The sequence below is a fragment of the Rhizobium sp. No.120 genome, assembly GCF_054558365.1.
Window position 1 is genome coordinate 387,119 of sequence record NZ_BAAJNQ010000003.1, and the last position, 21,603, is coordinate 408,721.

Genomic DNA, 21,603 nt, shown 5'->3' on the forward strand with positions numbered 1-21,603 from the left:
GAGCAAGACCCTGATGACGACGCTGACCATCGAAGATCTAGCCGTGATGCTCCTGCCCGGTCAGCCGATCGCTGGTCTCGATCTCGGCACGAAGACGATCGGACTAGCGATGTCGGATCTCGGGCGGCGCTTTGCCACGCCTCGCCCCGTCATCAAGCGCGTGAAATTCACCCAGGATTCCCAAACATTGCTCGCCTTCGCCGAGAAGGAAAAGGTCGCAGCCTTCGTCATAGGGCTCCCGATGAATATGGACGGCTCTGCCGGACCGCGGGTGCAGGCAACGCGTGCCTTCGTGCGCAGCATGTCGGAAAAGACCGCCCTGCCCTTCGTCTTCTGGGACGAGCGGCTTTCGACCGTTGCGGCCGAACGGGCGCTGCTGGAAATGGACGTCTCGCGTGCCAAGCGCGCCGAGCGCATCGACTCGGCCGCTGCCAGCTTCATCCTTCAGGGAGCCTTGGACAGGCTGTCGGCGCTCGGCAGAGTCGCCTTGCCCGATTCGGACGCCTCCTGACGGCGCTTCCACCATCCAATGATGGTTGCCCGTCGGCGGAAGCCGTAGATTGCGAAGACCAGCAGGCTGTCGAATGCAATCGCACGCGCGACCAGCGGCGGAATGGTTTCCGGCGGAATGCCGAGGATCTTCCCGTAGATATCGAAGACCAAGTCATGCATCTGCCGCGTCAGCATGAAGATGCCAAAGCTCATGTCGTAGTACGACAGGTAATACCATGCCCCGAGAAACGAGACCGGTCCGGCCCAGCAAATCAACAACCACTTCATGCGGTACCCCTTCGACGCTGAAATTGCGTCGTGCCAGCCGAAAGGACGAGCCAATTCGACAGCGCCATGGCGCTCAAAACCATCGCGGGCAGCGTGATATCTAGCGCGAGCACGGCGAAGAACATCACCGCAGTCACGAGAAACACTAATTTAGTGGGCTTCAACCCCATGGCTTGCACGCTTGATGGTTAACTAATCATCTTCCAACAGTGACGAGTTAACCGTTGCGGCGCAATGTAAACCATTTGTTAAGGTTAACGACGGAGTGGATCTGTGGAGATCCCCCTGCTCGATGGCCGCTATCAGCCGTAGACGCCGCGCACGATCCGCTTCAAGGCGATGGCCGCCTTCTCCCAATCCCTGCCATTCTTTAAGGCGAGACCGGCGCATTGGTCGCTGACGGCCGCAGCCAGGACGATGTGCTGGATAGCCGCAAAGATCATGGCATTGACCGCTTGAGCATCGACGCCTTTGGGCGGCACGAGCGAGCCGCGCATGCGCTCAATCCAGCCGGCGAGCGCCTTCGAACGCGCTTCCGACAGGCGGCGCACCTGCTCGCTGTTTTCCGAGACTTCCCAGGCGACGATACGGCGCATGAGGGGATCAGCGCGCAGCGCATCGAGGAAGAGCATCGAAAGCCGCTCCATGAGATCGCCATAGGTCAAAAGGAACATGCCGCCGGTGTCGTCAGGAATGCGATCCGTCACCCAGCTGCCGAGATCGGTGCCGATGGCCTCCACAAGGCCATTCAAGCCACCGTAATAGCGGTAGATAAGCTGCTTGTCGCAGCCGGCGCCGCGGGCGACCGCATTGATACCGAAATTCTGGAATCCTTCATCCGCCAGAAGGCGTTTGGCTGCATCGAGGATCGCCTGCTCAGTCGCGGCGCGATTGCGCACGCGCTTTTCCACTACGGGCACTTCCAAAGGGATTTTAACGGCAGCGTTTGCGGGGGCCATCGACTCGACTCCAATCTGTCACCGAGCGGTGAATAACAAGCCAAGTCGCCCTGAACAACAAAACCGTCAGACCTCTGTCCGTCAAAACACGCGAATCCACAGATTAGAGAAACTGACCAAACCATACTGTCGTTTCAGATGCCAGACCTAGCGGAAATTCAACAGGAACGAAACCGCGTGATGACCAGAAGCGGATACCGCCATGATTGCCGGCATTGGCGCCAAGATGGATGCCCTTGATACCGTTGGCGCGGGCGTTCGCGACCCAGCGATCGAGAAGCGCCGTACCTATGCCCTTCCCCTGGGCTCGCGGCAGAAGATTCATGTGAATATGGGCAGGGAAGCGCTCAATGAGGATCGCCGGCGCCGACTTCGGATGGTGGATCAGCGATATCCGCTTCTGATCGGCGTCCCACAGCGCCGGATCACTTTGCGGGTCTGCATAGCGCCGCCGCAGATGCGGCCACCACTCACGCTCCAGCCGCTCGTCGAAGGTAATCGTATCGAAGACACCGGCGATATAACCGAAAACACCTTCATCATCCTCGGCGACGAACACCAGCTCGGGATGAAGCTTGGCATAGGGCGCGGAATAGATGTGTCCGATCAGCCGGCCGTCGCGGTAGAGCGACGTCGCATCCTTGCCGGCATCGCCGGTCAGGAGCGAGATGGCGTAGAGCTGATCAATATCCTCGGGCCGAACGGTTCGAACGGAAACCATCGCTTATGTCGCCGGCGGATACAGCAGATCAACGATATAGCTGGCATCGAAGCGCGAATCGAGCATGCCGTAAGTCGCGCGCCAGCCACCGGCGAGCCGCGTTTCGATGAAGGCATCGGCAATCTTGCCAGCTCCGAGGCGATAAAGCTCCGCGGCACCGGCTGCGAGCGCCATTTGCTCGACCAGCAGACGGGCGGCGCCCTCGTCCTGCTCACAAAGCGCCATGGCCGCGCGCAGGACATCGATGGTCTTCTTGCCGGCCGGGCCGAGATCGCGGGCGAGACCGGCAAAGACGGTCTCGAACAGGTCCTTGCCCCTGTTCAACACCCGCAGGACGTCAAGCGCCATCACGTTACCGGAGCCTTCCCAGATCGCATTGACGGGGGCTTCGCGATAATGGCGGGCGATCGGCCGCTCTTCGATGTAGCCGCTACCGCCGATGCACTCCATGGCTTCGTAGATCAGCGCCGGCGCGATCTTGCAGCACCAATATTTGGCGACCGGCGTCATGACGCGCGCATAGGCCGCATCTTCCGTGCTGCCGCTGGCCTTGTCGAAGGCCTCGGCCAGGCGGAAGGCGAGCGCGGTCGCAGCGGCGACGTCGAGCGCCATATCGGCAAGTACGCGCGTCATGATCGGCTGGTTGACCAGCATCTTGCCGAAAACGCTGCGGCCGCGAGCGTGATGCACGGCTTCGGCGAGCGAGGCGCGCATGATGCCGGCGGATGCCAGAGCGCAGTCAAGCCGCGTCAGCGTCACCATATCGAGGATCGTGCGGATGCCGCCATCGGGCGCGCCAAGCAGAAAGCCGAAAGTGTCGGTGAACTCCACTTCCGAGGAAGCGTTCGAGCGGTTGCCGAGCTTATCCTTCAGCCGCTGGAAGTGCAGGCCGTTGGCTGAACCATCTTCCAAAAGACGTGGCACCAGGAAGCAGCCCATGCCGTCCTTGGTTTGCGCGAGCATGATGAAGGCATCGCTCATCGGCGCCGACATGAACCACTTATGGCCCGAAAGTCTGTAAATGCCTTCGCTGACCTTGTCGGCACTCGTCTTGTTGGCGCGCACATCCGTGCCGCCCTGCTTTTCCGTCATGCCCATGCCGATGGTGACGGCGCTCTTCTGCATGGCGGGTTTGTTGGACGAATCGTACTTACGCGAAAGAATCTTCGGTGCCCAATCCTTCTGCACCGCCGGCGAGGCCATCATTGCGGCCACGGAGGCGCTGGTCATCGTGAGGGGGCAGAGGTGGCCGCATTCGAGCTGCGCCGTCAGATAGAAACGGGCGGCGCGCACCTTGTGCGAATGACCCTTCGCTTCAGGGTCGGCCTGCGCATCCCAGATCGAGGAATGCAGGCCCATCGCCATGGAGCGGCGCATCAGCGCATGCCAGGCGGGGTGAAACTCGACGACATCGAGACGCTCGCCGCGCGGGCCGTGGGTACGCAGCTGCGGCGTGCCCTGGTTCGCCATGCGCGCCAGTTCCTGCGCCTCGTGCGAAGTGACGAAACGACCGTGCTGCTCCAACTCTTCCCGTATCGAACGCGGCAGGCCGGAGGTAAGATCGACGATCAGCGGATCGGAACGATAGGCATTGATGCCGGTCCAGAGGCTCGGCTGGTTCAGGTCGGCAAAAGGGTCGTCAGTCCGGGTCGCTTGGGTCATGAATCGCTTGTAGAGCAAGTGGGTTGCAAAGGGAAACTGGAAGTTATGTCTCCCACCGGCATAGCTCCTGTAGCGGGATTCGGGCGAAATTGCATGGGGAACAAACGGCCTCCATGCAGCCCCCCGCTTGCCCCATCGGCGCTCCCTCTTTATAGACCGCCTGACGAAATCCAGAGGGCAGGTTCATGGTCTTCTTTCCCCACCGCCATCTCATCGGCATCAAGGGCCTCACCGAGCAGGATATCACCTATCTTCTCGACAAGGCCGACGAGGCGGTCAAGATCAGCCGCCAGCGCGAGAAAAAGACGTCGACGCTTCGCGGGTTGACGCAGATCAATCTCTTCTTCGAAGCATCGACGCGCACGCAATCCTCCTTTGAATTGGCCGGAAAACGGCTGGGCGCCGATGTAATGAACATGTCGGTCGGCAATTCCTCCGTCAAAAAGGGCGAGACGCTGATCGACACAGCGATGACGCTGAATGCGATGCGACCAGACGTGCTGGTCATCCGCCATTCGAGCGCGGGTGCCGCAGCACTTCTGGCGCAGAAAGTCTCCTGCTCGGTCGTCAATGCCGGCGACGGCCAGCACGAGCATCCCACCCAGGCCCTGCTCGACGCACTGACGATCCGCCGCGCCAAAGGCAAGCTTTCGCGCATCATCGTGGCGATCTGCGGCGACGTGCTGCATTCGCGCGTGGCGCGCTCAAACATCCTCCTTCTCAATGCCATGGGAGCACGCGTCCGGGTCGTGGCCCCCGCTACACTACTGCCCGCCGGGATTGCCGACATGGGCGTCGAGGTCTTCCATTCGATGAAAGAAGGGCTGAAGGATGTCGACGTTGTCATGATGCTGCGTCTGCAGCGCGAGCGCATGTCGGGCGCCTTCGTGCCTTCGGTGCGCGAATATTATCACTTCTACGGCCTCGACGCCGAGACGCTCAAGGCCGCCAAGGAGGATGCGCTCGTGATGCATCCAGGCCCGATGAACCGCGGGGTGGAAATCGCCTCCGAAGTGGCCGACGGCCCGCAAAGCGTCATTGCCGAACAGGTGGAAATGGGCGTCGCCGTGCGCATGGCCGTGATGGAGACCCTGCTCGTTTCGCAGAACCAGGGACCCCGCACTGAGGGAGTGGGCGCATGAGCAACTCGATCGTCCTTCAGAACGTCCGCATCATCGATCCCTCCCGCGATCTCGATGAGGTCGGCACGATCGTCGTCGAAGATGGCGTGATAGTTGCCTCCGGCAAGGATGCGAAGAACCACGGCATTCCCAAAGGCGCGACGGTTCGCGATTGCAATGGGCTTGTCGCCATTCCCGGCCTCGTCGATGCGCGCGTACATGTCGGCGAACCCGGCGGCGAGCATCGCGAAACCATTGCCTCCGCCAGCCGTGCGGCAGCAGCGGGCGGCGTCACCTCCTTCATCATGATGCCGGACACGGATCCGGTCATCGACGATATCGCGCTGGTCGAGTTCGTCAGGAAGACCGCGCGCGATACCGCCACCGTCAATGTCTATCCGGCAGCCGCCCTCACCAAGGGGCTTGCCGGCGAGGAGATGACGGAAATCGGCCTGCTGCGGGAAGCCGGAGCCGTCGCGTTCACCGATGCCCATTCGGGCGTCCACGACAGCCAGGTTCTGCGTCGCATCATGACCTATGCGCGCGAATTCGGCGCCGTGATTTCCTGCGAAACACGTGACAAATATCTCGGCGCAAACGGCGTCATGCACGAAGGGCTTCTGGCAAGCTGGCTCGGGCTTTCTGGCATTCCGAAGGAAGCTGAACTGATCCCGCTGGAGCGCGACCTTCGCATCGCGACGCTGACGCGCAGCCGTTACCACGCTGCTATGATCTCGGTGCCGGAATCAGCAGAGGCGATCCGTCTCGCCCGCTCGCGCGGCGCCAAGGTCACCTGCGGCATTTCGATCAACAATCTCGCCCTCAACGAGAACGACATCGGCGAGTACCGGACCTTCTTCAAGCTCTACCCACCGCTACGCTCCGAGGATGACCGCACGGGGATGATCGAGGCGCTGGCAGACGGCACGATCGACATCATCGTCTCCTCGCATGATCCGCAAGATGTCGATACGAAACGCCTGCCGTTCGGCGAGGCAGAGGACGGTGCGGTCGGGCTGGAAACCCTGCTTCCGGCGGCACTCCGGCTCTATCACAGCGGTCAGGTCAGCCTGATGCGGCTCGTCGATGCGCTCTCCACGCGGCCGGCACAGATATTCGGGTTGCCCGCCGGCACATTGAAGCCCGGCGCCAAGGCGGATATCGCTCTCGTCGATCTCGACGAGCCTTGGCTTGTCGCAAAAGACATGCTTTTGTCGCGCTCGAAGAATACGCCCTTCGAGGATGCGAGGATGAGCGGCCGGGCGGTTGCAACCTATGTCGCCGGCAAGCTGGTTCACAGTCTCTAAGGCAAGTGCCAGGGTTTACGGAGAAAAAGACGCGATGGCTGATTTCTGGACTTGGCAGCTTACCTTGCAGACAGCGCTTGCCGCCCTCGTCATCGGCTATCTGCTCGGCTCCATCCCCTTCGGCCTTCTGCTGACCCGCATGGCCGGTCTCGGCGACGTGCGCAACATCGGCTCGGGCAATATCGGCGCGACCAACGTTTTGCGCACCGGTAACAAGGGGCTTGCAGCCGCAACCCTGCTGCTCGATGCCTTCAAGGGTACGGCCGCCGTCCTGATAACAGCGCATTTCTTCGGCGAGGATGCCGGTGTGCTCGCCGGTTTCGCCGCCTTTATCGGCCACATCTTCCCGGTCTGGATCGGCTTCAAGGGCGGCAAGGGTGTCGCTACCTATCTCGGCATCCTGCTGGGGCTCGCACCGCTGATGGCCCTGATCTTCGCCATCGTCTGGCTGGCGATCGCCTTTACCACCCGCTATTCCTCGCTTTCCGCACTGGTTGCAACTCTTGTCATACCGGTTGTATTGTGGATATTGGGCGCCGACAAGATCGCCGCTGTCATGGCGCTGATGACCGTCATCTCCTGGTACAAGCACAGGGCCAACATCGCCCGGCTGACGGCAGGAACGGAAGGCAAGATCGGAGCAAAGGGATAATGGACACAGGCAGCGCAAGACGGACCGGAGTTGCGCTGACAGAAAAACAAAGGATCGCCTGGCTCAGGCTCATCCGCTCCGACAATGTCGGTCCGTCCACCTTTCGCGATCTCATCAACCACTATGGCTCCGCCGAAGCTGCGCTCACGATGCTGCCGGAACTTTCGCAACGCGGCGGCTCGACGCGCGCGATCCGCATCGCCGATGAGCGGGACGCCCTGCGGGAGCTGGAAGCGGCGCATCGCTTCGGCGCACGTTTTGTCGGCATCGGTGAACCGGACTATCCTTCTGCGCTTCGCGAGATCGACGGCGCGCCACCTCTGCTCGCCGTCAAAGGCAATATGTCTGTGGCAACCAGACCGGCCATCGGCATGGTCGGCTCTCGCAATGCCTCGATCAGCGGCGCCAAATTCACCGCGATGATCGCACGCACTTGCGGCGAGGCAGGCTACGCGGTGGTTTCCGGGCTGGCGCGCGGCATCGATACGGCAGCCCACCGCGCCAGCCTCGCCACCGGCACGATCGCCGCCATGGCGGGTGGCCTCGACCAGCCCTACCCGCCCGAGAATATCGGCCTGCTCAATGACATATGGAATGGCAACGGGCTTGCCGTCAGCGAGATGCCGTTCGGTTGGGAACCTCGGGCACGTGATTTTCCGCGCCGCAATCGCCTCATCGCAGGCATATCGCTCGGTGTCGTTGTTGTCGAGGCGGCAACACGATCCGGCTCTCTGATCACGGCGCGCCTTGCCGGAGAATTCGGCAGGCTTGTCTTTGCCGTTCCCGGCTCGCCGCTCGATCCACGCTGCGAGGGAACGAACGGCCTGCTGAAAGACGGCGCGATGATCGTCACGTCGCCAGATGACGTCATCGAAGCGCTGCGGCCGCTCGCCGAACCGGACCTCTTTCGCCCGCGCCCCGCAGCTCCGCCGGTTGAAAGAAGCGGATCGCTCTCCGCGCCGCCCGATGATGCTGAGCGCGACCATATCATCGAGGCGCTGGGGCCGACACCGGTCGAGATCGACGATATCGTCCGCCACACCGGCCTGCCGATATCCGCCGTTCATTCCGTTCTTCTCGAACTCGACATGGCCGGTCGGCTGCACCGCCATCCCGGCGGGCTGGTCTCGATCTCCATGCTGGATTGAAAACTGTGACGTGCGTACCGATTCTAAGCATTGCGTCGTCTCGCCAAGCGCAAAAACCGTATTACAGTGCCGCGCGTCACATATGACGCAGTAAAGGTCGCCGTAACACGTTAAAGGCGCTGCATAATTTTATTCTTCAATCGATCCCCGATTTAAGGAATTATGCAATAGCCTCTTGACCGCGACGATTTCCCTGTCCATGTCGGAGGGCCGGGTAGACGGAAAAACCCGGTATCTCCCGCGTCTTATACCGGCGCGACCTCGTATTCAGAGACTTGATGATGAACGTTGTAGTGGTGGAATCGCCTGCCAAGGCCAAGACAATCAATAAATATCTGGGACCCGGATATAAGGTTCTTGCATCCTTCGGCCATGTGCGCGACCTACCCGCCAAAGACGGTTCGGTGCTGCCGGATCAGGATTTTGAGATGCTGTGGGAAGTCGATGGCGCCTCGCAAAAGCGCATCAAGGACATCGCCGACGCGCTGAAAACCTCCGACGGCCTGATTCTTGCGACCGACCCGGATCGCGAGGGTGAAGCCATTTCCTGGCATGTGCTCGACGTGCTGAACAAAAAGCGCGTCATCAATGGTAAGCCGGTGAAGCGCGTCGTCTTCAACGCCATCACCAAGAAGGCCGTCCTCGACGCGATGGCCGAGCCGCGCGACATCGACGTGCCGCTGGTGGATGCTTACCTCGCCCGCCGCGCCCTCGACTATCTCGTCGGCTTCAACCTGTCGCCGGTTCTCTGGCGGAAGCTACCCGGTGCCCGCTCAGCCGGACGCGTGCAGTCCGTGGCCCTTCGCCTCGTCTGCGATCGCGAGTCAGAGATCGAACGCTTCATCTCCGAAGAATACTGGAATCTTTCGGCGATCCTGAAGACACCGCGCGGCGATGAATTCGAAGCTCGCCTGGTCTCTGCCGACGGCAAGCGCCTGCAGCCGCGTGCGATCGGCAACGGCGAGGAGGCTGGTAGGCTGAAGGCGTTGCTGGAAGGCGCCTCCTACGTGGTCGATACCGTCGAGGCAAAGCCGGTCAAGCGCAATCCGAGCCCGCCCTTTACCACTTCGACGCTACAGCAGGCAGCCTCCTCGAAGCTCGGCTTTTCCGCGTCGCGCACCATGCAGGTGGCGCAGAAGCTTTATGAAGGCGTCGATATCGGCGGCGAGACCGTCGGTCTCATCACCTATATGCGTACAGACGGCGTGCAGATGGCGCCGGAAGCGATCGACGCGGCGCGCCGCGCCATCGCCAATCAGTTCGGCGACCGCTACCTGCCGGAAAAGGCGCGCTTCTATTCCACAAAGGCAAAGAATGCCCAGGAAGCGCACGAAGCCATCCGCCCGACCGACTTCGACCGCGTACCGGACCGCATCCGCAAATTCCTCGATGACGACCAGCTGAAACTCTATGACCTGATCTGGAAGCGCGGCATCGCCAGCCAGATGGCTTCGGCCGAAATCGAGCGCACGACCGTCGAGATCTTGGCCGACAACGCCGGCAAGAAGGCCGGCCTGCGCGCCGTCGGCTCCGTCATCCGTTTCGATGGCTTCATCGCCGCTTATACCGATCAGAAGGAGGATGGCGAGCAGAGCGACGACAGCGAAGAAGGCGGCCGCCTGCCGGAGATCAATGCCCGCGAAAATCTCGCCAAGCAAAAGATCAACTCGACCCAGCATTTCACCGAACCGCCGCCGCGCTATTCGGAAGCATCGCTGATCAAGAAGATGGAAGAGCTCGGCATCGGCCGTCCCTCCACCTATGCGGCAACGCTCGCAACGTTGCGCGACCGCGATTACGTAACCATCGACAAGCGCAAGCTGGTGCCGCAAGCCAAGGGACGGCTGGTGACGGCTTTCCTCGAAAGCTTCTTCACCAAGTATGTGGAATATGATTTCACGGCCGATCTGGAAGAGAAGCTTGACCGCATCTCCGCCGGCGAACTGAACTGGAAGGACGTGCTGCGCGACTTCTGGCGCGATTTCTTCGCTCAGATCGAAGATACGAAAGAACTACGCGTCACCAATGTCCTCGATGCACTGAACGATGCGCTGGCTCCGCTCGTCTTCCCGAAGCGCGAAGACGGCAGCGATCCGCGCATCTGCCAGGTGTGCGGCACGGGCAATCTTTCGCTGAAGCTCGGAAAATATGGCGCCTTCGTCGGCTGCTCGAACTATCCGGAATGCAATTATACCCGCCAGCTTTCGTCGGAAGGCGGCGCGGAAGCCGAATCCAACGGATTGAACGAGCCGAAAGCTCTCGGCGCCGATCCGGTGACGGGCGAAGAGCTGACGCTGCGTTCGGGCCGCTTCGGGCCATACATCCAGCGTGGCGACGGCAAGGATGCCAAGCGTGCATCGCTGCCGCGCGGCTGGAAGCCCGAAGATATCGACTATGAAAAGGCGATGGCACTGATCTCGCTGCCACGCGACATCGGCAAGCACCCCGAGACCGGCAAGATGATCTCGTCCGGCATCGGTCGCTATGGACCGTTCCTGCTGCACGACGGCAACTACGCCAACCTCGAAAGCGTGGAGGATGTCTTCACCGTCGGTCTGAACCGCGCCGTCACTGTTCTTGCGGAAAAGCAAAGCAAGGCAGGCGGCGGAGCGCGCGGCGGTACGCCCGCGGCGTTGAAGGATCTCGGCGCGCATCCGGACGGCGGTGGCGCGATCACTGTTCGTGACGGCAAATACGGCCCCTACGTCAACTGGGGCAAGGTCAATGCGACGCTGCCGAAGGGCACGGATCCGCAAGCGATCACGGTCGAGGAAGCTCTCGCCCTGATCGCCGCCAAGGCCGGCAAGAATGGCGGCACCACCAAGAAGGCACCCGCCAAGGCAAAGGCCGCGGCAGCCGGCGCAAAAGCGACGAAAACGACTGCCAAGCCGAAGGCTGCTGCAAAGAAGCCCGCAGCCAAGACGACAGCGAAAAAGAAGAGTGCAGAGTGAGCAGGGAACCGCGCGGCAGGACCCCATCGTCGGAACGACGTTCCGGCAAACCCGGCCGCGCCGGTAAGGCAAGCGGTGACGCGGAGCCGATGATGGCGATCGTTCACGGCGTGCTGCCGCCGCGCGAGGTCATCCTGCGTTTCATCGCAGATCACCCGCAGCAGGCATCCAAGCGCGAGCTCGCCAAAGCCTTCGGCCTGAAGGGCGAGAGCCGCGTCGCACTGAAGGAACTGCTGCGCGAGCTTGAAGAAGAAGGCATGGTGCAGAAGAGCCGCAAGTCGCTCATCCGCCCCGGCGCGCTTCCGCCGATCGCCGTGCTCGACATCACGACGCGCGACAAGGATGGCATGCTGATCGGCCGTCCCGCCGAGTGGGCTGAGGAAAATGGCGTCGCGCCTGCCGTGTTGATCAAGCAGTCTTCCTCGCCGGCCGGCCGCAACGGCAAGGGCAAGGCGCCGGTCGCCGGCATGGGTGACCGCATCCTCGCGAAGATCTTCTCGGCCGTAGATCGCGGCGGTCCGGCTTACACCGCCCGCATCATCAAGGTCATCGATAAACGACAGGGCGGCTCCATGGGCGTCTTCCGGGAAACGCCTGGCGGCGGCGGACGGCTGATGCCGATCGAACGGCGCGGCGAGGAGATGGTGATCGACCCGGATTATACCGGCGGCGCCAAGGACGGCGACCTGGTCGAAGTCGAAGTGGCGCGTCTTGGCCGCTTCGGCCTGCAGCGCGCCAAGGTTCTGTCGGTCATCGGCTCCGTAGCCTCGGAAAAGGCAATCTCGATGATCGCCATTCACGCGCACGGAATACCACATGTCTTCCCTCCCGCCGTGATCGCGGAGGCCGATGCCGCAAAGCCGGCCACCATGTCCCATCGCGAGGATTGGCGCAGCCTGCCGCTGATCACCATCGACCCGGCCGACGCCAAGGACCATGACGACGCCGTCTACGCGGAAATGGATCCCTCGGCCGACAATCCGGACGGCGTGATCGTTACAGTCGCCATCGCCGACGTCTCCTGGTACGTGCGCCCGAACTCGCCGCTCGACCGCGAGGCGCTGAAGCGCGGCAATTCGGTCTATTTTCCCGATCGCGTCGTGCCGATGCTGCCGGAGCGCATCTCCAACGATCTCTGCTCGCTGAAGGAAGGCGTGGACCGCCCCGCCCTTGCGGTTCGAATGATCTTCTCCAAGGAAGGCCGCAAGGCCGGCCATACCTTCCATCGCGTCATGATGAAGAGCGCAGCCAAGCTTTCCTATCAGCAGGCGCAGGCGGCGATCGACGGCAAACCCGATGACAAGACCGGACCGATGCTGGAGCCGATCCTGAAGCCGCTCTGGCACGCCTATGAGATTCTGAAAAAGGGCCGCGACCGGCGCCAGCCGCTCGAGCTCGACATGCCCGAGCGCAAGATCCTGCTGAAGCCTGATGGTACCGTCGATCGCGTCTTCGTGCCGCCGCGTCTCGACGCGCACAAGCTCATTGAAGAAATGATGATCCAGGCGAACGTCGCCGCCGCCGAGACGCTGGAAAAGCGTAGGCAGGTGCTGATCTATCGTATCCACGATGGCCCGACGCTCGCCAAGCAGGAGGTGCTGCGCGAATTCCTCGCCACCCTCGGCATATCGCTTGCCAAGGGCGGCAATGTGCGCGCCAACAGTTTCAATGGCATCTTGGCGAAAGCCGAGGGTACGGCGCATCAAACCATGGTCAACGAAATGGTGTTGCGCTCGCAGAGCCAGGCGATCTATAGCCCGGATAATATCGGGCATTTCGGCCTGAACCTGATGAAATATGCCCACTTCACCTCGCCGATCCGCCGCTACGCCGATCTGATCGTGCATCGCGCGCTGGTGGGCTCGCTCGGCCTAGGCGAAGGTGCGATCACGCCGGATGAAGAAGCCTCGCTCGACGATATCGCGGCCGAAATCTCGACCTTCGAGCGCCGTGCCATGGCCGCAGAACGCGAGACGGTGGACCGGCTGATTGCCCATCATCTGGCCGGCCGCGTCGGTGCGGAATTCGAAGCTCGCGTCGGCGGTGTCACCAAGTCGGGACTTTTTGTGACCCTGCCGGACTATGGCGCCGACGGTTTTATCCCTATATCCACGCTTGGCACCGATTACTTCATTTATGATGAAGCCCATCAGGCGCTGACGGGCGAAAGGACGGGACTCGGCTATCGTCTCGGTGACGATGTAACAGTGAGGTTGGCGGAAGCCGTGCCGCTTGCCGGAGCCCTGCGCTTCGAAATGCTGAGCGACGGCAAGCCTATGCCGACGGCGGTGCGTTCCTTCCACAAGGCGACCCGCCGCAACAAGAACCCGGCCCGCAAGGCGCCGGGCACGAGACCACCGCGCGGCCGCAGGTAAAGAACGGCTGCCGGCACGGAGGAAGCGTATTCATGACGGGCAGCCCATCCGACTCTCCCATCCGTTTTGGTGGTTCAGACGAGAGCGAACGTCCCCTCGGACGGTCGATTTTGCGTGGCACACTGAACCGCTGCCCCCGCTGCGGCACCGGCAAGCTCTTTCGCGCCTTCCTGAAGCCCGTCGACCGATGCGCGGTCTGTGATGAAGATATCTCTCACCAGCGCGCCGATGACCTGCCGCCCTATCTGGTGATCCTCGTTCTCGGCCACCTCATCGTCGGCGGTTACATGCTGATTGATATGACCGTCAAGCTGCCACTGTGGGCGCATCTCGCCGTCTGGGCACCCATCACCATCATCGCGGCGCTTGCCATCATCCAGCCGATCAAGGGCGGCGTCATCGGCCTGCAATGGGCGCTGCGCATGCATGGCTTCGGCGGTCATGACGACAGCCCGGAGGAATGGGACCAGGGAAACGACCGGTCGTGACCATGGTGTCCGGTTCATGCCGTCAGTCTCTATCGTTCGCAGCGATTGTTTCCGCACATTGCGGTTCTATATCGGAAACTGCTGGGGTTTTGTCGCTTAATCGTGCTTCAGGGGAACTGCTTTGCCGGCAACCGCTTGACATGAGCAGCATTTCTTGTCTGAACATGCCGCGCGTCATAGGGACTACTCCGGAGGGTGTGACCGATCACATGAAGGCCGACCTGTCACCTGAATTTGGCCGAGCCGTGGCTTCCTGTGTTCCACATTCCGATCGATTCGCCTGCCTCATGCCCCAGGGATTTGTTTATGCTTGAACCGACGAACGACAAGGCCGGCCATGTTGAAGAAATTCACTGGCCTTCGCTCGTCGCAGCCATTACCTCCGTATCCGCTGTCGGCATCGCCATCGGGCTGGGGCTGCCGCTTTTGAGCATCATTCTCGAAAAGCGCGGCGTTCCCTCAAGCCTCATCGGCCTCAATACCGCCATGATGGGCGTCGCCTCGATGTTGGCAGCTGTCGTCACGACCAAGCTCGCCCATCGCTTCGGCGTCGTGCAGACAATGATCTGGGCGGTTTTCCTATCGGCCCTGAGCTCGCTCGGCTTCTACTATGCAGAAAATCTGCTTCTGTGGTTTCCGCTGCGTATCGTCTTCCACGGAGCGACGACAACGCTCTTCATCCTGTCGGAATTCTGGATCAATGCCGCCTCGCCGCCTTCCAAACGCGGATTCGTGCTCGGCCTTTATTCCACCGTCTTCTCTCTGGGATTTGCTGCCGGCCCTCTCGTCTTTTCCGTCGTCGGCAGCGAAGGCCTGATGCCCTTCCTCATCGGCGCCTGCATCATCCTGGCCGCTGCCATCCCGATCTTCATTGCCCGTAACGAGAGCCCGATCGTCGACGAGAAGCCGGAGCTGCATTTCGTGCGCTACATCTTCCTCGTGCCGACGGCAACCGCTGCGGTCTTTGTGTTCGGCGCAGTTACCGTCGGCGGCGGATCGCTCTTTACCAGCTATGCAACGCGGCTCGGTTTCAACGAATCACAGGCGGCACTGCTGCTGACGGTTATGGGTGTGGGCAATTTCGTCTTCCAGATTCCGCTCGGACTGCTCGCCGACCGAATGCGCGACAAGCGGCCGCTGCTGTCGATCATGGCCACTATCGGGCTTGTCGGAGCACTCCTGCTGCCGTCGCTGTCATCGAACTGGATCATTCTCGCCATCATCCTGCTCTTCTGGGGTGGCTGCGTCTCCGGCATGTATACGGTCGGCCTCAGCCACCTCGGCACGCGGCTGACGGGCGTCGATCTCGTTGCCGCCAATGCTGCCTTCGTTTTCTGTTACGCGGTCGGCATGGTTCTCGGCCCGCCGACGATCGGCACGGCGATGGATTTTGCCAATCCCAGCGGCTTTGCCTGGGCCGTAGCCTTTTTCTTCGGTCTTTATGTCCTGCTTTCGGGGATACGCCTGCTTTTCATGGGCAACAGAGGTTGACTTTTCGGGCGCGATTTGTATTTTCGCGCCAGAATTCGCCGTGGACCTCCGCACTGGCCGTCCACGGCGTTCATTTTTATTAAAGGCAGGACGACCATGGCCAAGGCTACCACCATCAAGATCAAGCTGCTGTCGACGGCCGACACCGGTTTCTTCTACGTCACGACGAAGAACAGCCGTACGATGACGGACAAGATGACGAAGACGAAGTACGACCCGATTGCTAAGAAGCATGTCGAGTTCAAGGAAACGAAGATCAAGTAAGTTTCCTAAACTTCAGGTTACAAAAAGGCGCGACCTTCGGGTTAGCGCCTTTTTTGCTTTATAAGCCTCATTCGACCGCCGTCCGATTTTGCAACAGCAGTTGATACCGCCTTAGCTGACAAATGCCTTACCGGTACAGCAAAAGAAAAACGCCGCCCTCCAGAAATGAAGAACGGCGTTTTGAACGGGGGCCGGCTAGCCTGCAAAACGGCACGAGGAACCGTTATCTTCTGCCTGCTAGCCGACCGACCCCACGACCCAGGAGATGCGGCGGACCTGAGCATCATGGGGTATCTTTGATACCTTAATGGGTTGTCTGTATCCGGGACTAAATTCGCGCGAAATCAGAAGGAAATCAACTAATTCTTAATGATAAAAAATACCTGTCTGCTCAGATGGTTAAAATTCATGACTGCAATGAAAGAGGATGCCCGATAGGATTACCGAAAATTGGTCAAGAAATCATCAAGAATAAGATGAGATTTTCCATCTCAGTAGAAAATATTCAATACATATCTTCATGTAAAATTTAATATGCAATTTAGCTTCAATCGAGCCCCTGCCTTGCCAGCCCTCACCTCGTCACCAGGGTGCGAACAAAATAAATATAAGCAGCAGGACAAAACGAATATTTCAGCGCCAAGCGGAAAATGCGGACTTATACAAAATCGGAAGTATAAGTATTGTTCTTTATTTTAAATTAGAACCAAAGTGGCTATTCGGGGTAAGGTAAAGAAGGAAAAGCTGAATCGGGGCTCAAAAACCTGAAAGCTTCCTTCAATATTGATGGGGAATCGCCATTTCCAGTCGTTTACCCCTATGCGGCAGAAGCTACGACCCTATTGCGGCCTGCTCTCTTGGCTTCGTAAAGCGCAAGATCGGCCTGTTTCATCAACTGCTCCGGTGTATCGATTGTCTCCAAACGGCACGAGATTCCAAAAGAAGCGGTAATGTTAAGCGCAACCCCGGTGTCGCGTAGCTTTATAGGCATATTTTCAACTACAGCACGTAGACGTTCTGCGACGGCTGCGGCGATATCGGCAGGCGTATCCGGCATGACCACCACGAATTCCTCGCCCCCATAACGGCAGGCAAGATCGGCGCCGCGCACCGTCGAACGGATTCTTGCGGCAAACTCCTTTAGAACTTCGTCGCCTGCATCGTGACCATGCATATCGTTGACGGCCTTGAAGCGGTCTATATCGGTGATCAGGACCGAGAGCGGCCTGCCCCGCGCCAGGGATCGGTCGAAAAGCACCTTGAGGTGATTGTCGAGGTAGCGCCTGTTGTGCAGGCCGGTAAGCGCATCGGTGACGGCAAGCTCGATCGTCTGCTGCACGCTGGCACGCAGACGGTCGTTATAGCGTTTACGGCGTATCTGTGTGAGGCAGCGTGCGACAAGCTCATTCGGATCGATCGGCCGGACGATATAATCATTAACGCCGAGATCCAGCGCGCGAACGATCATGTCATCGGCCCCCTGCTCGGTTACCAGCAACACCGGCAGGAAGCGCGTGCGCTCTAGCGAGCGCAGCTGCGAGCAAAGCCGCAGCGGGTCATAATCGTCGAAATTGGAATTGACAATGACGAGCTCGAACGGCCGTTCGGCCGCTTCGAACAAAGCCGCCTGCGGATCGGACATCGCAACGACCTGAGCAATCGGCTTCAGCGTACGGATGATACGCTCCTGCGAATTGGCGCGGCCGTCGACCAGCAGTATCTGGCCGGATTCCTCGGGGCGGCCGTCGCCGGAGCGCATCAGATCGTCAATGCCGAAGTTGCGCGCGGTCTCGTTGCGCATATGCAGCTCATCGCTCAAAGTCTTCAGGCGAAGCAGGCTCTTGACGCGTGAAATCAGCTGAAGGTCATTGACCGGCTTTGTCAAAAAATCGTCGGCACCGGCCTTCAGGCCACGCACTCGGTCGGCGGGCTGATCGAGCGCCGTAACCATGATGACTGGGATACGCGCAGTACGGGGATCGGATTTCAGGCGCTCGCACACCTCGAACCCATCCATACCGGGCATCATAATATCGAGAAGGATGAGATCGACCTGCGTGTTCGCACAAATGGCGAGCGCCTTAAAGCCATCCTCAGCCGTCAGCACCTCGAAATATTCGGCCAACAGCCGAGCTTCCAGAAGCTTTACGTTGGCCGGGATATCGTCGACTACCAGGATGCGTGCGGTCATCAGCTCTTTCCCATCATCAGGCGTCGCCCAGATAGGTTTTAATGGTCTCAATGAATTTCGGCACTGAAATCGGCTTCGAGACATAGGCCTCGCATCCACCCTGGCGAATGCGCTCCTCATCACCCTTCATGGCGAAGGCCGTGACCGCGATCACCGGGATCACGTGCAGATCGTCGTCCTCCTTCAGCCATTTGGTGACCTCCAGGCCAGAAACTTCCGGCAACTGGATATCCATGAGGATCAGATCAGGACGGTGCTTGCGCGCGAGATCGAGCGCTTCCATACCGTTGCGGGTCTGAATCGTCGTGTAGCCGGACGCTTCGATCAGATCGCGAAAGAGCTTCATATTGAGCTCGTTGTCTTCTACAATCATTACCTGCTTAGCCATGGAAAGCTGTCCCTGCATCCGGTATTGCATCCATTCTCTCGAAATATAGGGTCGCGAGGAACCGATTCCAGAAATAGTTGAATCGCAAATTACCGGCATTTGGTTGAAAAATAGGTAACTCACCCTTCAAAATGCAAAGTAACTTCAAGAACCCGAAGAAGAATGCGGCCGACCCGCAAGAGACTGCCATCGCCGTACTCGGCTGGCTTGCCAATGAACCGGATATGTTCGGCCGCTTCTTAGCACTCACCGGCGTAGAGCCGGCGCAGGTGCGCAACGCCATCAACGAGCCCGCCTTTCTTGCCGGCATGCTCGATTTCCTCATGAACCACGAGCCGACATTGCTGGCCTTCTGCGAGGCCAGCGGCATTCCGCCGGCGGCCGTCGCCGCTGCGTCGGCGCATTTTTCGCCGCCCGGCCTTGCCTCTGGAGAATACTGATCATGGATGCCCCGCTCGAATTCGACGTATCGCATATCCGGCTGCAGGAGCGGCCACTGATCGTCTGCGATGTCGATGACGTTGTCCTGCATTTCTTTGCGCCTTTTCTGACTTTCATCGAGGCCGAGGGCCATGAATTCCTGCCGCGCTCCTTCCGGCTGACGGGCAATATCGTCTCCAAGGTCAACGGCTCTGCACTGGAAGAAAAGGATGTTCATCGGCTGATCGAGGCCTTCTTCGAGGCGCAGGAACAATGGCAGACACCACTCGATCGCGTGGTCGATACGCTCGGCGAATTCTCGAAAGACGCTGACATCGTTTTCCTCACCGCTATGCCGCCCCAATTCTGGGAGCAGAGACGGCGGCTTCTCGACAGCCTTGAGCTTGCCTATCCGTTGCTGGCGTCGCTGCAGCCGAAGGGGCCGATCGTGCGTTCGCTGCATCGACAGCGCGAAATGCCAATCGCCTTCGTTGACGACATGGCCCATAACCTGCATTCGGTCAGCGAATATGTTCCAGGATGCCTCCTTATCAATCTGAAACCTGACTCCGTCGTTCATCGCATGGCGCCCGCTGTGGCCGCCGGTATTCCGCAAGCCAATGAATGGGGCCAGGCAGCACCGCTGATCCAAGCTCATATCGCACGCTGACTTCATCCGACGTTGCCCTCAAAGAGCGAGGCGCATCAAAGGCCTGCCATCCTTCCGCTTTGCGACCTCAGAAAATCCGGCCGCCTCGAATATGCGCTGCGAGCCGACGTAGAGACCGACGGATTTCGACTGTTTGGTACGTTCGATCGGACAGCCTTCGAGCAACCGCGCGCCTGACGCGCGGGCAAAATTCACCGCTTCCGACAGCATGCGATGGCTATGCCCCTTGCCGCGATCCTTCGAATTTATGAAGAAGCAGCTTACCGCCCAGACGGAGCTGTCTTCCGCATCGGCTGGGTCGAGCGGACGCGATACGGTTTTGGGCGAATTCCATTGCGGCAGCTCTGCGCGCGGACCAACTTGCACCCATGCGATCGGTTGTCCATCATTGTAGCCCAGGAGGCCGGGCGGTGGCCCGATCGAGATTCGCTCGCGGATCAACTGCTTCTTTGCTGCACTATCCATCGTCTTGCGCTGCGATGTCGGGACACGGAAATAAGTGCACCAACAGCCATAGCAGGCACCGCTTGGTCCAAACAGCGTCTCGAAATCGCTCCAGCGATCCGGCGTCAATGGCTGCACAATTAAGTTCTGCACTCGCGCCTCCCCGGCGGTTTTCCAGCTTGAGACTCGCGAGTTTAGATCATAAAGTGGCGATGTTCAATTTTTGTTCTCGCTCTATGACCCATGCGCCCGACAAGATCTCCGGCTTCTGTCGCGATTGCTTGAGCGAGCAATCGGCAACGCGCACGCGCTGCCGGAGCTGCGGCAGCCCCTGCCTCGTCTACCACCGGGAACTCTACGCACTGACGCTGGCGCATATCGATTGCGACGCCTTTTATGCTTCCATCGAGAAACGTGACAATCCGGAGCTGGCAGACAAGCCGGTCATCATCGGCGGCGGCAAGCGCGGCGTGGTCTCCACGGCCTGCTATATCGCCCGCATCCATGGGGTGCGCTCCGCCATGCCGATGTTCAAGGCCTTGGAAGCATGCCCGCAGGCCGTCGTCATCCGGCCCAATATGGAGAAATATGTGCGCGTCGGCCGCGAGGTCCGTGCGATGATGCAGGACCTGACACCGCTGGTGCAGCCGCTTTCGATCGACGAAGCCTTTCTCGAACTCGACGGCACGCAGCGACTGCATCACGATCCGCCAGCCCGCATCCTTGCCAAGTTCGCCAAGCGGGTGGAGCAGGAAATCGGTATCACCATCTCCGTCGGGCTTTCCTATTGCAAGTTCCTCGCCAAGGTGGCTTCCGACCTGCAGAAGCCGCGAGGCTTCTCCGTGATCGGCAAGGAAGAGGCCCTCGCCTTTCTGAAGCCACGGCCAGTCACGACGATATGGGGTGTCGGCAAGGCCTTTGCCGCGACGCTCGAAAGCGACGGCATTCGCACCATCGGCCAGTTGCAGGCCATGGAGGAAGGCGATCTCATGCGCCGTTACGGCGTGATCGGGCAGCGGCTTTTCCGTCTCTCGCGGGGGATTGACGACCGAACCGTGCATCCAAACGAAGCGGCGAAAAGCGTGTCTTCCGAAACCACCTTCTTCGAAGATATCGGGCGCCATGAAGATCTCGTGCCGATCCTGCGCGATCTGTCCGAGAAGGTTTCCCGGCGCCTGAAACGCAGCGGCATTGCCGGCCAGACTGTCGTACTGAAGCTCAAGACCTCGGATTTCAAGACCCGCACACGCAATCGTCGGCTGGAAGATCCGACCCAACTGGCGGACCGGATTTTTCGCACTGGCTTGCGGTTGCTCGAGCCCGAGGCGGACGGCACGAAATTCCGTCTCATCGGCATCGGCGTAACCGATCTTGGCGATGCCGGGCGCGCGGATCCGCCCGACCTTATCGACGTTCAAGCCGCGCGACGGGCCGCTGCGGAAGCAGCCATGGACAAGCTGCGAGAAAAATTCGGCAACAAGACAGTCGAAACCGGCTACACGTTCAGCGACAAAAACCATAAATAACAATTATTTAGCATATGTCACCTGGCGGTGATTTTTGGCTGCCCC

The 21,603-nt window shown here is 60.1% G+C and carries 20 protein-coding genes; 13 read left to right on the forward strand and 7 right to left on the reverse strand.

Going from position 1 to position 21,603, the window contains the following annotated elements:
• Positions 1-13: 13 nt before the first annotated feature.
• Positions 14-511: a Holliday junction resolvase RuvX gene (gene ruvX / locus ACYJRZ_RS12645; protein ID WP_459459234.1), complete on the forward strand. Its 498-nt coding sequence runs from the start codon at positions 14-16 to the stop codon at positions 509-511.
• On the opposite strand, the gene ACYJRZ_RS12650 is transcribed toward ruvX, so the two are convergent.
• From ACYJRZ_RS12650 to ACYJRZ_RS12665, 4 genes are all read right to left on the reverse strand, one after another.
• Positions 445-780, reverse strand: a complete 336-nt coding sequence (locus ACYJRZ_RS12650; protein ID WP_459459235.1) for a DUF6105 family protein — start codon at positions 778-780, stop codon at positions 445-447. The two genes, ruvX and ACYJRZ_RS12650, sit on opposite strands and share 67 nt — an antisense overlap.
• Positions 781-1,082: 302 nt before the next feature.
• The gene (locus ACYJRZ_RS12655) at positions 1,083-1,739 is read right to left on the reverse strand and encodes a TetR/AcrR family transcriptional regulator (RefSeq protein WP_459459236.1); all 657 of its coding nucleotides are present in this window, start codon (positions 1,737-1,739) and stop codon (positions 1,083-1,085) included.
• A gap of 103 nt (positions 1,740-1,842) precedes the next feature.
• Complete coding sequence (locus tag ACYJRZ_RS12660; RefSeq protein ID WP_459459237.1) at positions 1,843-2,460, reverse strand: GNAT family N-acetyltransferase; 618 nt, start codon at positions 2,458-2,460, stop codon at positions 1,843-1,845.
• Between the two features lie 3 nt (positions 2,461-2,463).
• Positions 2,464-4,122, reverse strand: a complete 1,659-nt coding sequence (locus tag ACYJRZ_RS12665; RefSeq protein ID WP_459459238.1) for an acyl-CoA dehydrogenase family protein — start codon at positions 4,120-4,122, stop codon at positions 2,464-2,466.
• A gap of 185 nt (positions 4,123-4,307) precedes the next feature.
• On the opposite strand from ACYJRZ_RS12665, the gene ACYJRZ_RS12670 reads away from it, so the two are divergent.
• From ACYJRZ_RS12670 to rpmG, 9 genes are all read left to right on the forward strand, one after another.
• Complete coding sequence (locus ACYJRZ_RS12670) at positions 4,308-5,264, forward strand: aspartate carbamoyltransferase catalytic subunit (protein ID WP_459459239.1); 957 nt, start codon at positions 4,308-4,310, stop codon at positions 5,262-5,264.
• The gene (locus tag ACYJRZ_RS12675) at positions 5,261-6,550 is read left to right on the forward strand and encodes a dihydroorotase (RefSeq protein ID WP_459459240.1); all 1,290 of its coding nucleotides are present in this window, start codon (positions 5,261-5,263) and stop codon (positions 6,548-6,550) included. Before ACYJRZ_RS12670 ends, ACYJRZ_RS12675 begins: the two co-directional genes overlap by 4 nt.
• A gap of 34 nt (positions 6,551-6,584) precedes the next feature.
• A complete protein-coding gene (plsY, locus tag ACYJRZ_RS12680) occupies positions 6,585-7,202 on the forward strand; it encodes a glycerol-3-phosphate 1-O-acyltransferase PlsY (protein WP_112414706.1) in 618 nt (205 codons plus the stop codon).
• Complete coding sequence (gene dprA / locus ACYJRZ_RS12685) at positions 7,202-8,350, forward strand: DNA-processing protein DprA (RefSeq protein WP_459459241.1); 1,149 nt, start codon at positions 7,202-7,204, stop codon at positions 8,348-8,350. The genes plsY and dprA overlap by 1 nt, the downstream gene beginning before the upstream one ends.
• Before the next feature lie 281 nt (positions 8,351-8,631).
• The gene (topA, locus tag ACYJRZ_RS12690; protein ID WP_459459601.1) at positions 8,632-11,301 is read left to right on the forward strand and encodes a type I DNA topoisomerase; all 2,670 of its coding nucleotides are present in this window, start codon (positions 8,632-8,634) and stop codon (positions 11,299-11,301) included.
• Entirely contained in the window at positions 11,298-13,676 is a 2,379-nt protein-coding gene (rnr, locus tag ACYJRZ_RS12695; protein ID WP_459459242.1) for a ribonuclease R, read from the forward strand. The genes topA and rnr overlap by 4 nt, the downstream gene beginning before the upstream one ends.
• A 32-nt stretch (positions 13,677-13,708) precedes the next feature.
• Positions 13,709-14,164 carry a DUF983 domain-containing protein gene (locus ACYJRZ_RS12700; protein ID WP_459459243.1) on the forward strand — a complete coding sequence of 152 codons (456 nt, stop codon included), beginning with the start codon at positions 13,709-13,711 and terminating at the stop codon, positions 14,162-14,164.
• Between the two features lie 306 nt (positions 14,165-14,470).
• Positions 14,471-15,655, forward strand: coding sequence for an MFS transporter (locus ACYJRZ_RS12705; RefSeq protein ID WP_459459244.1), 1,185 nt, complete (start codon positions 14,471-14,473; stop codon positions 15,653-15,655).
• 96 nt (positions 15,656-15,751) lie between these two features.
• Complete coding sequence (rpmG, locus tag ACYJRZ_RS12710; protein WP_003587245.1) at positions 15,752-15,919, forward strand: 50S ribosomal protein L33; 168 nt, start codon at positions 15,752-15,754, stop codon at positions 15,917-15,919.
• Positions 15,920-16,736: 817 nt separating this feature from the next.
• Here rpmG and ACYJRZ_RS12715 read toward each other — a convergent pair.
• Both ACYJRZ_RS12715 and ACYJRZ_RS12720 read right to left on the reverse strand, forming a co-directional pair.
• A complete protein-coding gene (locus ACYJRZ_RS12715) occupies positions 16,737-18,110 on the reverse strand; it encodes a PleD family two-component system response regulator (protein WP_459459245.1) in 1,374 nt (457 codons plus the stop codon).
• 16 nt (positions 18,111-18,126) lie between these two features.
• Positions 18,127-18,498 carry a response regulator gene (locus ACYJRZ_RS12720; RefSeq protein WP_106997712.1) on the reverse strand — a complete coding sequence of 124 codons (372 nt, stop codon included), beginning with the start codon at positions 18,496-18,498 and terminating at the stop codon, positions 18,127-18,129.
• Positions 18,499-18,629: 131 nt separating this feature from the next.
• Here ACYJRZ_RS12720 and ACYJRZ_RS12725 point away from each other — a divergent pair, with 131 nt between their 5' ends.
• Together ACYJRZ_RS12725 and ACYJRZ_RS12730 are read left to right on the forward strand one after the other, a co-directional pair.
• A complete protein-coding gene (locus ACYJRZ_RS12725; RefSeq protein WP_459459246.1) occupies positions 18,630-18,938 on the forward strand; it encodes a DUF3572 domain-containing protein in 309 nt (102 codons plus the stop codon).
• A 2-nt stretch (positions 18,939-18,940) separates the two neighbouring features.
• Complete coding sequence (locus ACYJRZ_RS12730) at positions 18,941-19,588, forward strand: hypothetical protein (RefSeq protein WP_459459247.1); 648 nt, start codon at positions 18,941-18,943, stop codon at positions 19,586-19,588.
• Between the two features lie 18 nt (positions 19,589-19,606).
• Here the strand turns inward: ACYJRZ_RS12730 and ACYJRZ_RS12735 are convergent, their stop codons facing one another.
• A complete protein-coding gene (locus tag ACYJRZ_RS12735) occupies positions 19,607-20,185 on the reverse strand; it encodes a GNAT family N-acetyltransferase (RefSeq protein ID WP_459459248.1) in 579 nt (192 codons plus the stop codon).
• A gap of 83 nt (positions 20,186-20,268) precedes the next feature.
• Here ACYJRZ_RS12735 and ACYJRZ_RS12740 point away from each other — a divergent pair, with 83 nt between their 5' ends.
• On the forward strand, positions 20,269-21,558 hold the full coding sequence (locus ACYJRZ_RS12740; RefSeq protein ID WP_459459249.1) for a DNA polymerase IV: 1,290 nt from the start codon (positions 20,269-20,271) through the stop codon (positions 21,556-21,558).
• Positions 21,559-21,603 lie beyond the last annotated feature (45 nt).

Coding starts and splice junctions, on each gene's coding strand:
- ruvX (WP_459459234.1), top strand. CDS start 14: ATGACGACGCTGACCATCGAAGATCTAGCCGTGATGCTCCTGCCCGGT.
- ACYJRZ_RS12650 (WP_459459235.1), bottom strand. CDS start 780: ATGAAGTGGTTGTTGATTTGCTGGGCCGGACCGGTCTCGTTTCTCGGG.
- ACYJRZ_RS12655 (WP_459459236.1), bottom strand. CDS start 1,739: ATGGCCCCCGCAAACGCTGCCGTTAAAATCCCTTTGGAAGTGCCCGTA.
- ACYJRZ_RS12660 (WP_459459237.1), bottom strand. CDS start 2,460: ATGGTTTCCGTTCGAACCGTTCGGCCCGAGGATATTGATCAGCTCTAC.
- ACYJRZ_RS12665 (WP_459459238.1), bottom strand. CDS start 4,122: ATGACCCAAGCGACCCGGACTGACGACCCTTTTGCCGACCTGAACCAG.
- ACYJRZ_RS12670 (WP_459459239.1), top strand. CDS start 4,308: ATGGTCTTCTTTCCCCACCGCCATCTCATCGGCATCAAGGGCCTCACC.
- ACYJRZ_RS12675 (WP_459459240.1), top strand. CDS start 5,261: ATGAGCAACTCGATCGTCCTTCAGAACGTCCGCATCATCGATCCCTCC.
- plsY (WP_112414706.1), top strand. CDS start 6,585: ATGGCTGATTTCTGGACTTGGCAGCTTACCTTGCAGACAGCGCTTGCC.
- dprA (WP_459459241.1), top strand. CDS start 7,202: ATGGACACAGGCAGCGCAAGACGGACCGGAGTTGCGCTGACAGAAAAA.
- topA (WP_459459601.1), top strand. CDS start 8,632: ATGAACGTTGTAGTGGTGGAATCGCCTGCCAAGGCCAAGACAATCAAT.
- ACYJRZ_RS12700 (WP_459459243.1), top strand. CDS start 13,709: ATGACGGGCAGCCCATCCGACTCTCCCATCCGTTTTGGTGGTTCAGAC.
- ACYJRZ_RS12705 (WP_459459244.1), top strand. CDS start 14,471: ATGCTTGAACCGACGAACGACAAGGCCGGCCATGTTGAAGAAATTCAC.
- rpmG (WP_003587245.1), top strand. CDS start 15,752: ATGGCCAAGGCTACCACCATCAAGATCAAGCTGCTGTCGACGGCCGAC.
- ACYJRZ_RS12715 (WP_459459245.1), bottom strand. CDS start 18,110: ATGACCGCACGCATCCTGGTAGTCGACGATATCCCGGCCAACGTAAAG.
- ACYJRZ_RS12720 (WP_106997712.1), bottom strand. CDS start 18,498: ATGGCTAAGCAGGTAATGATTGTAGAAGACAACGAGCTCAATATGAAG.
- ACYJRZ_RS12725 (WP_459459246.1), top strand. CDS start 18,630: ATGCAAAGTAACTTCAAGAACCCGAAGAAGAATGCGGCCGACCCGCAA.
- ACYJRZ_RS12730 (WP_459459247.1), top strand. CDS start 18,941: ATGGATGCCCCGCTCGAATTCGACGTATCGCATATCCGGCTGCAGGAG.
- ACYJRZ_RS12740 (WP_459459249.1), top strand. CDS start 20,269: ATGACCCATGCGCCCGACAAGATCTCCGGCTTCTGTCGCGATTGCTTG.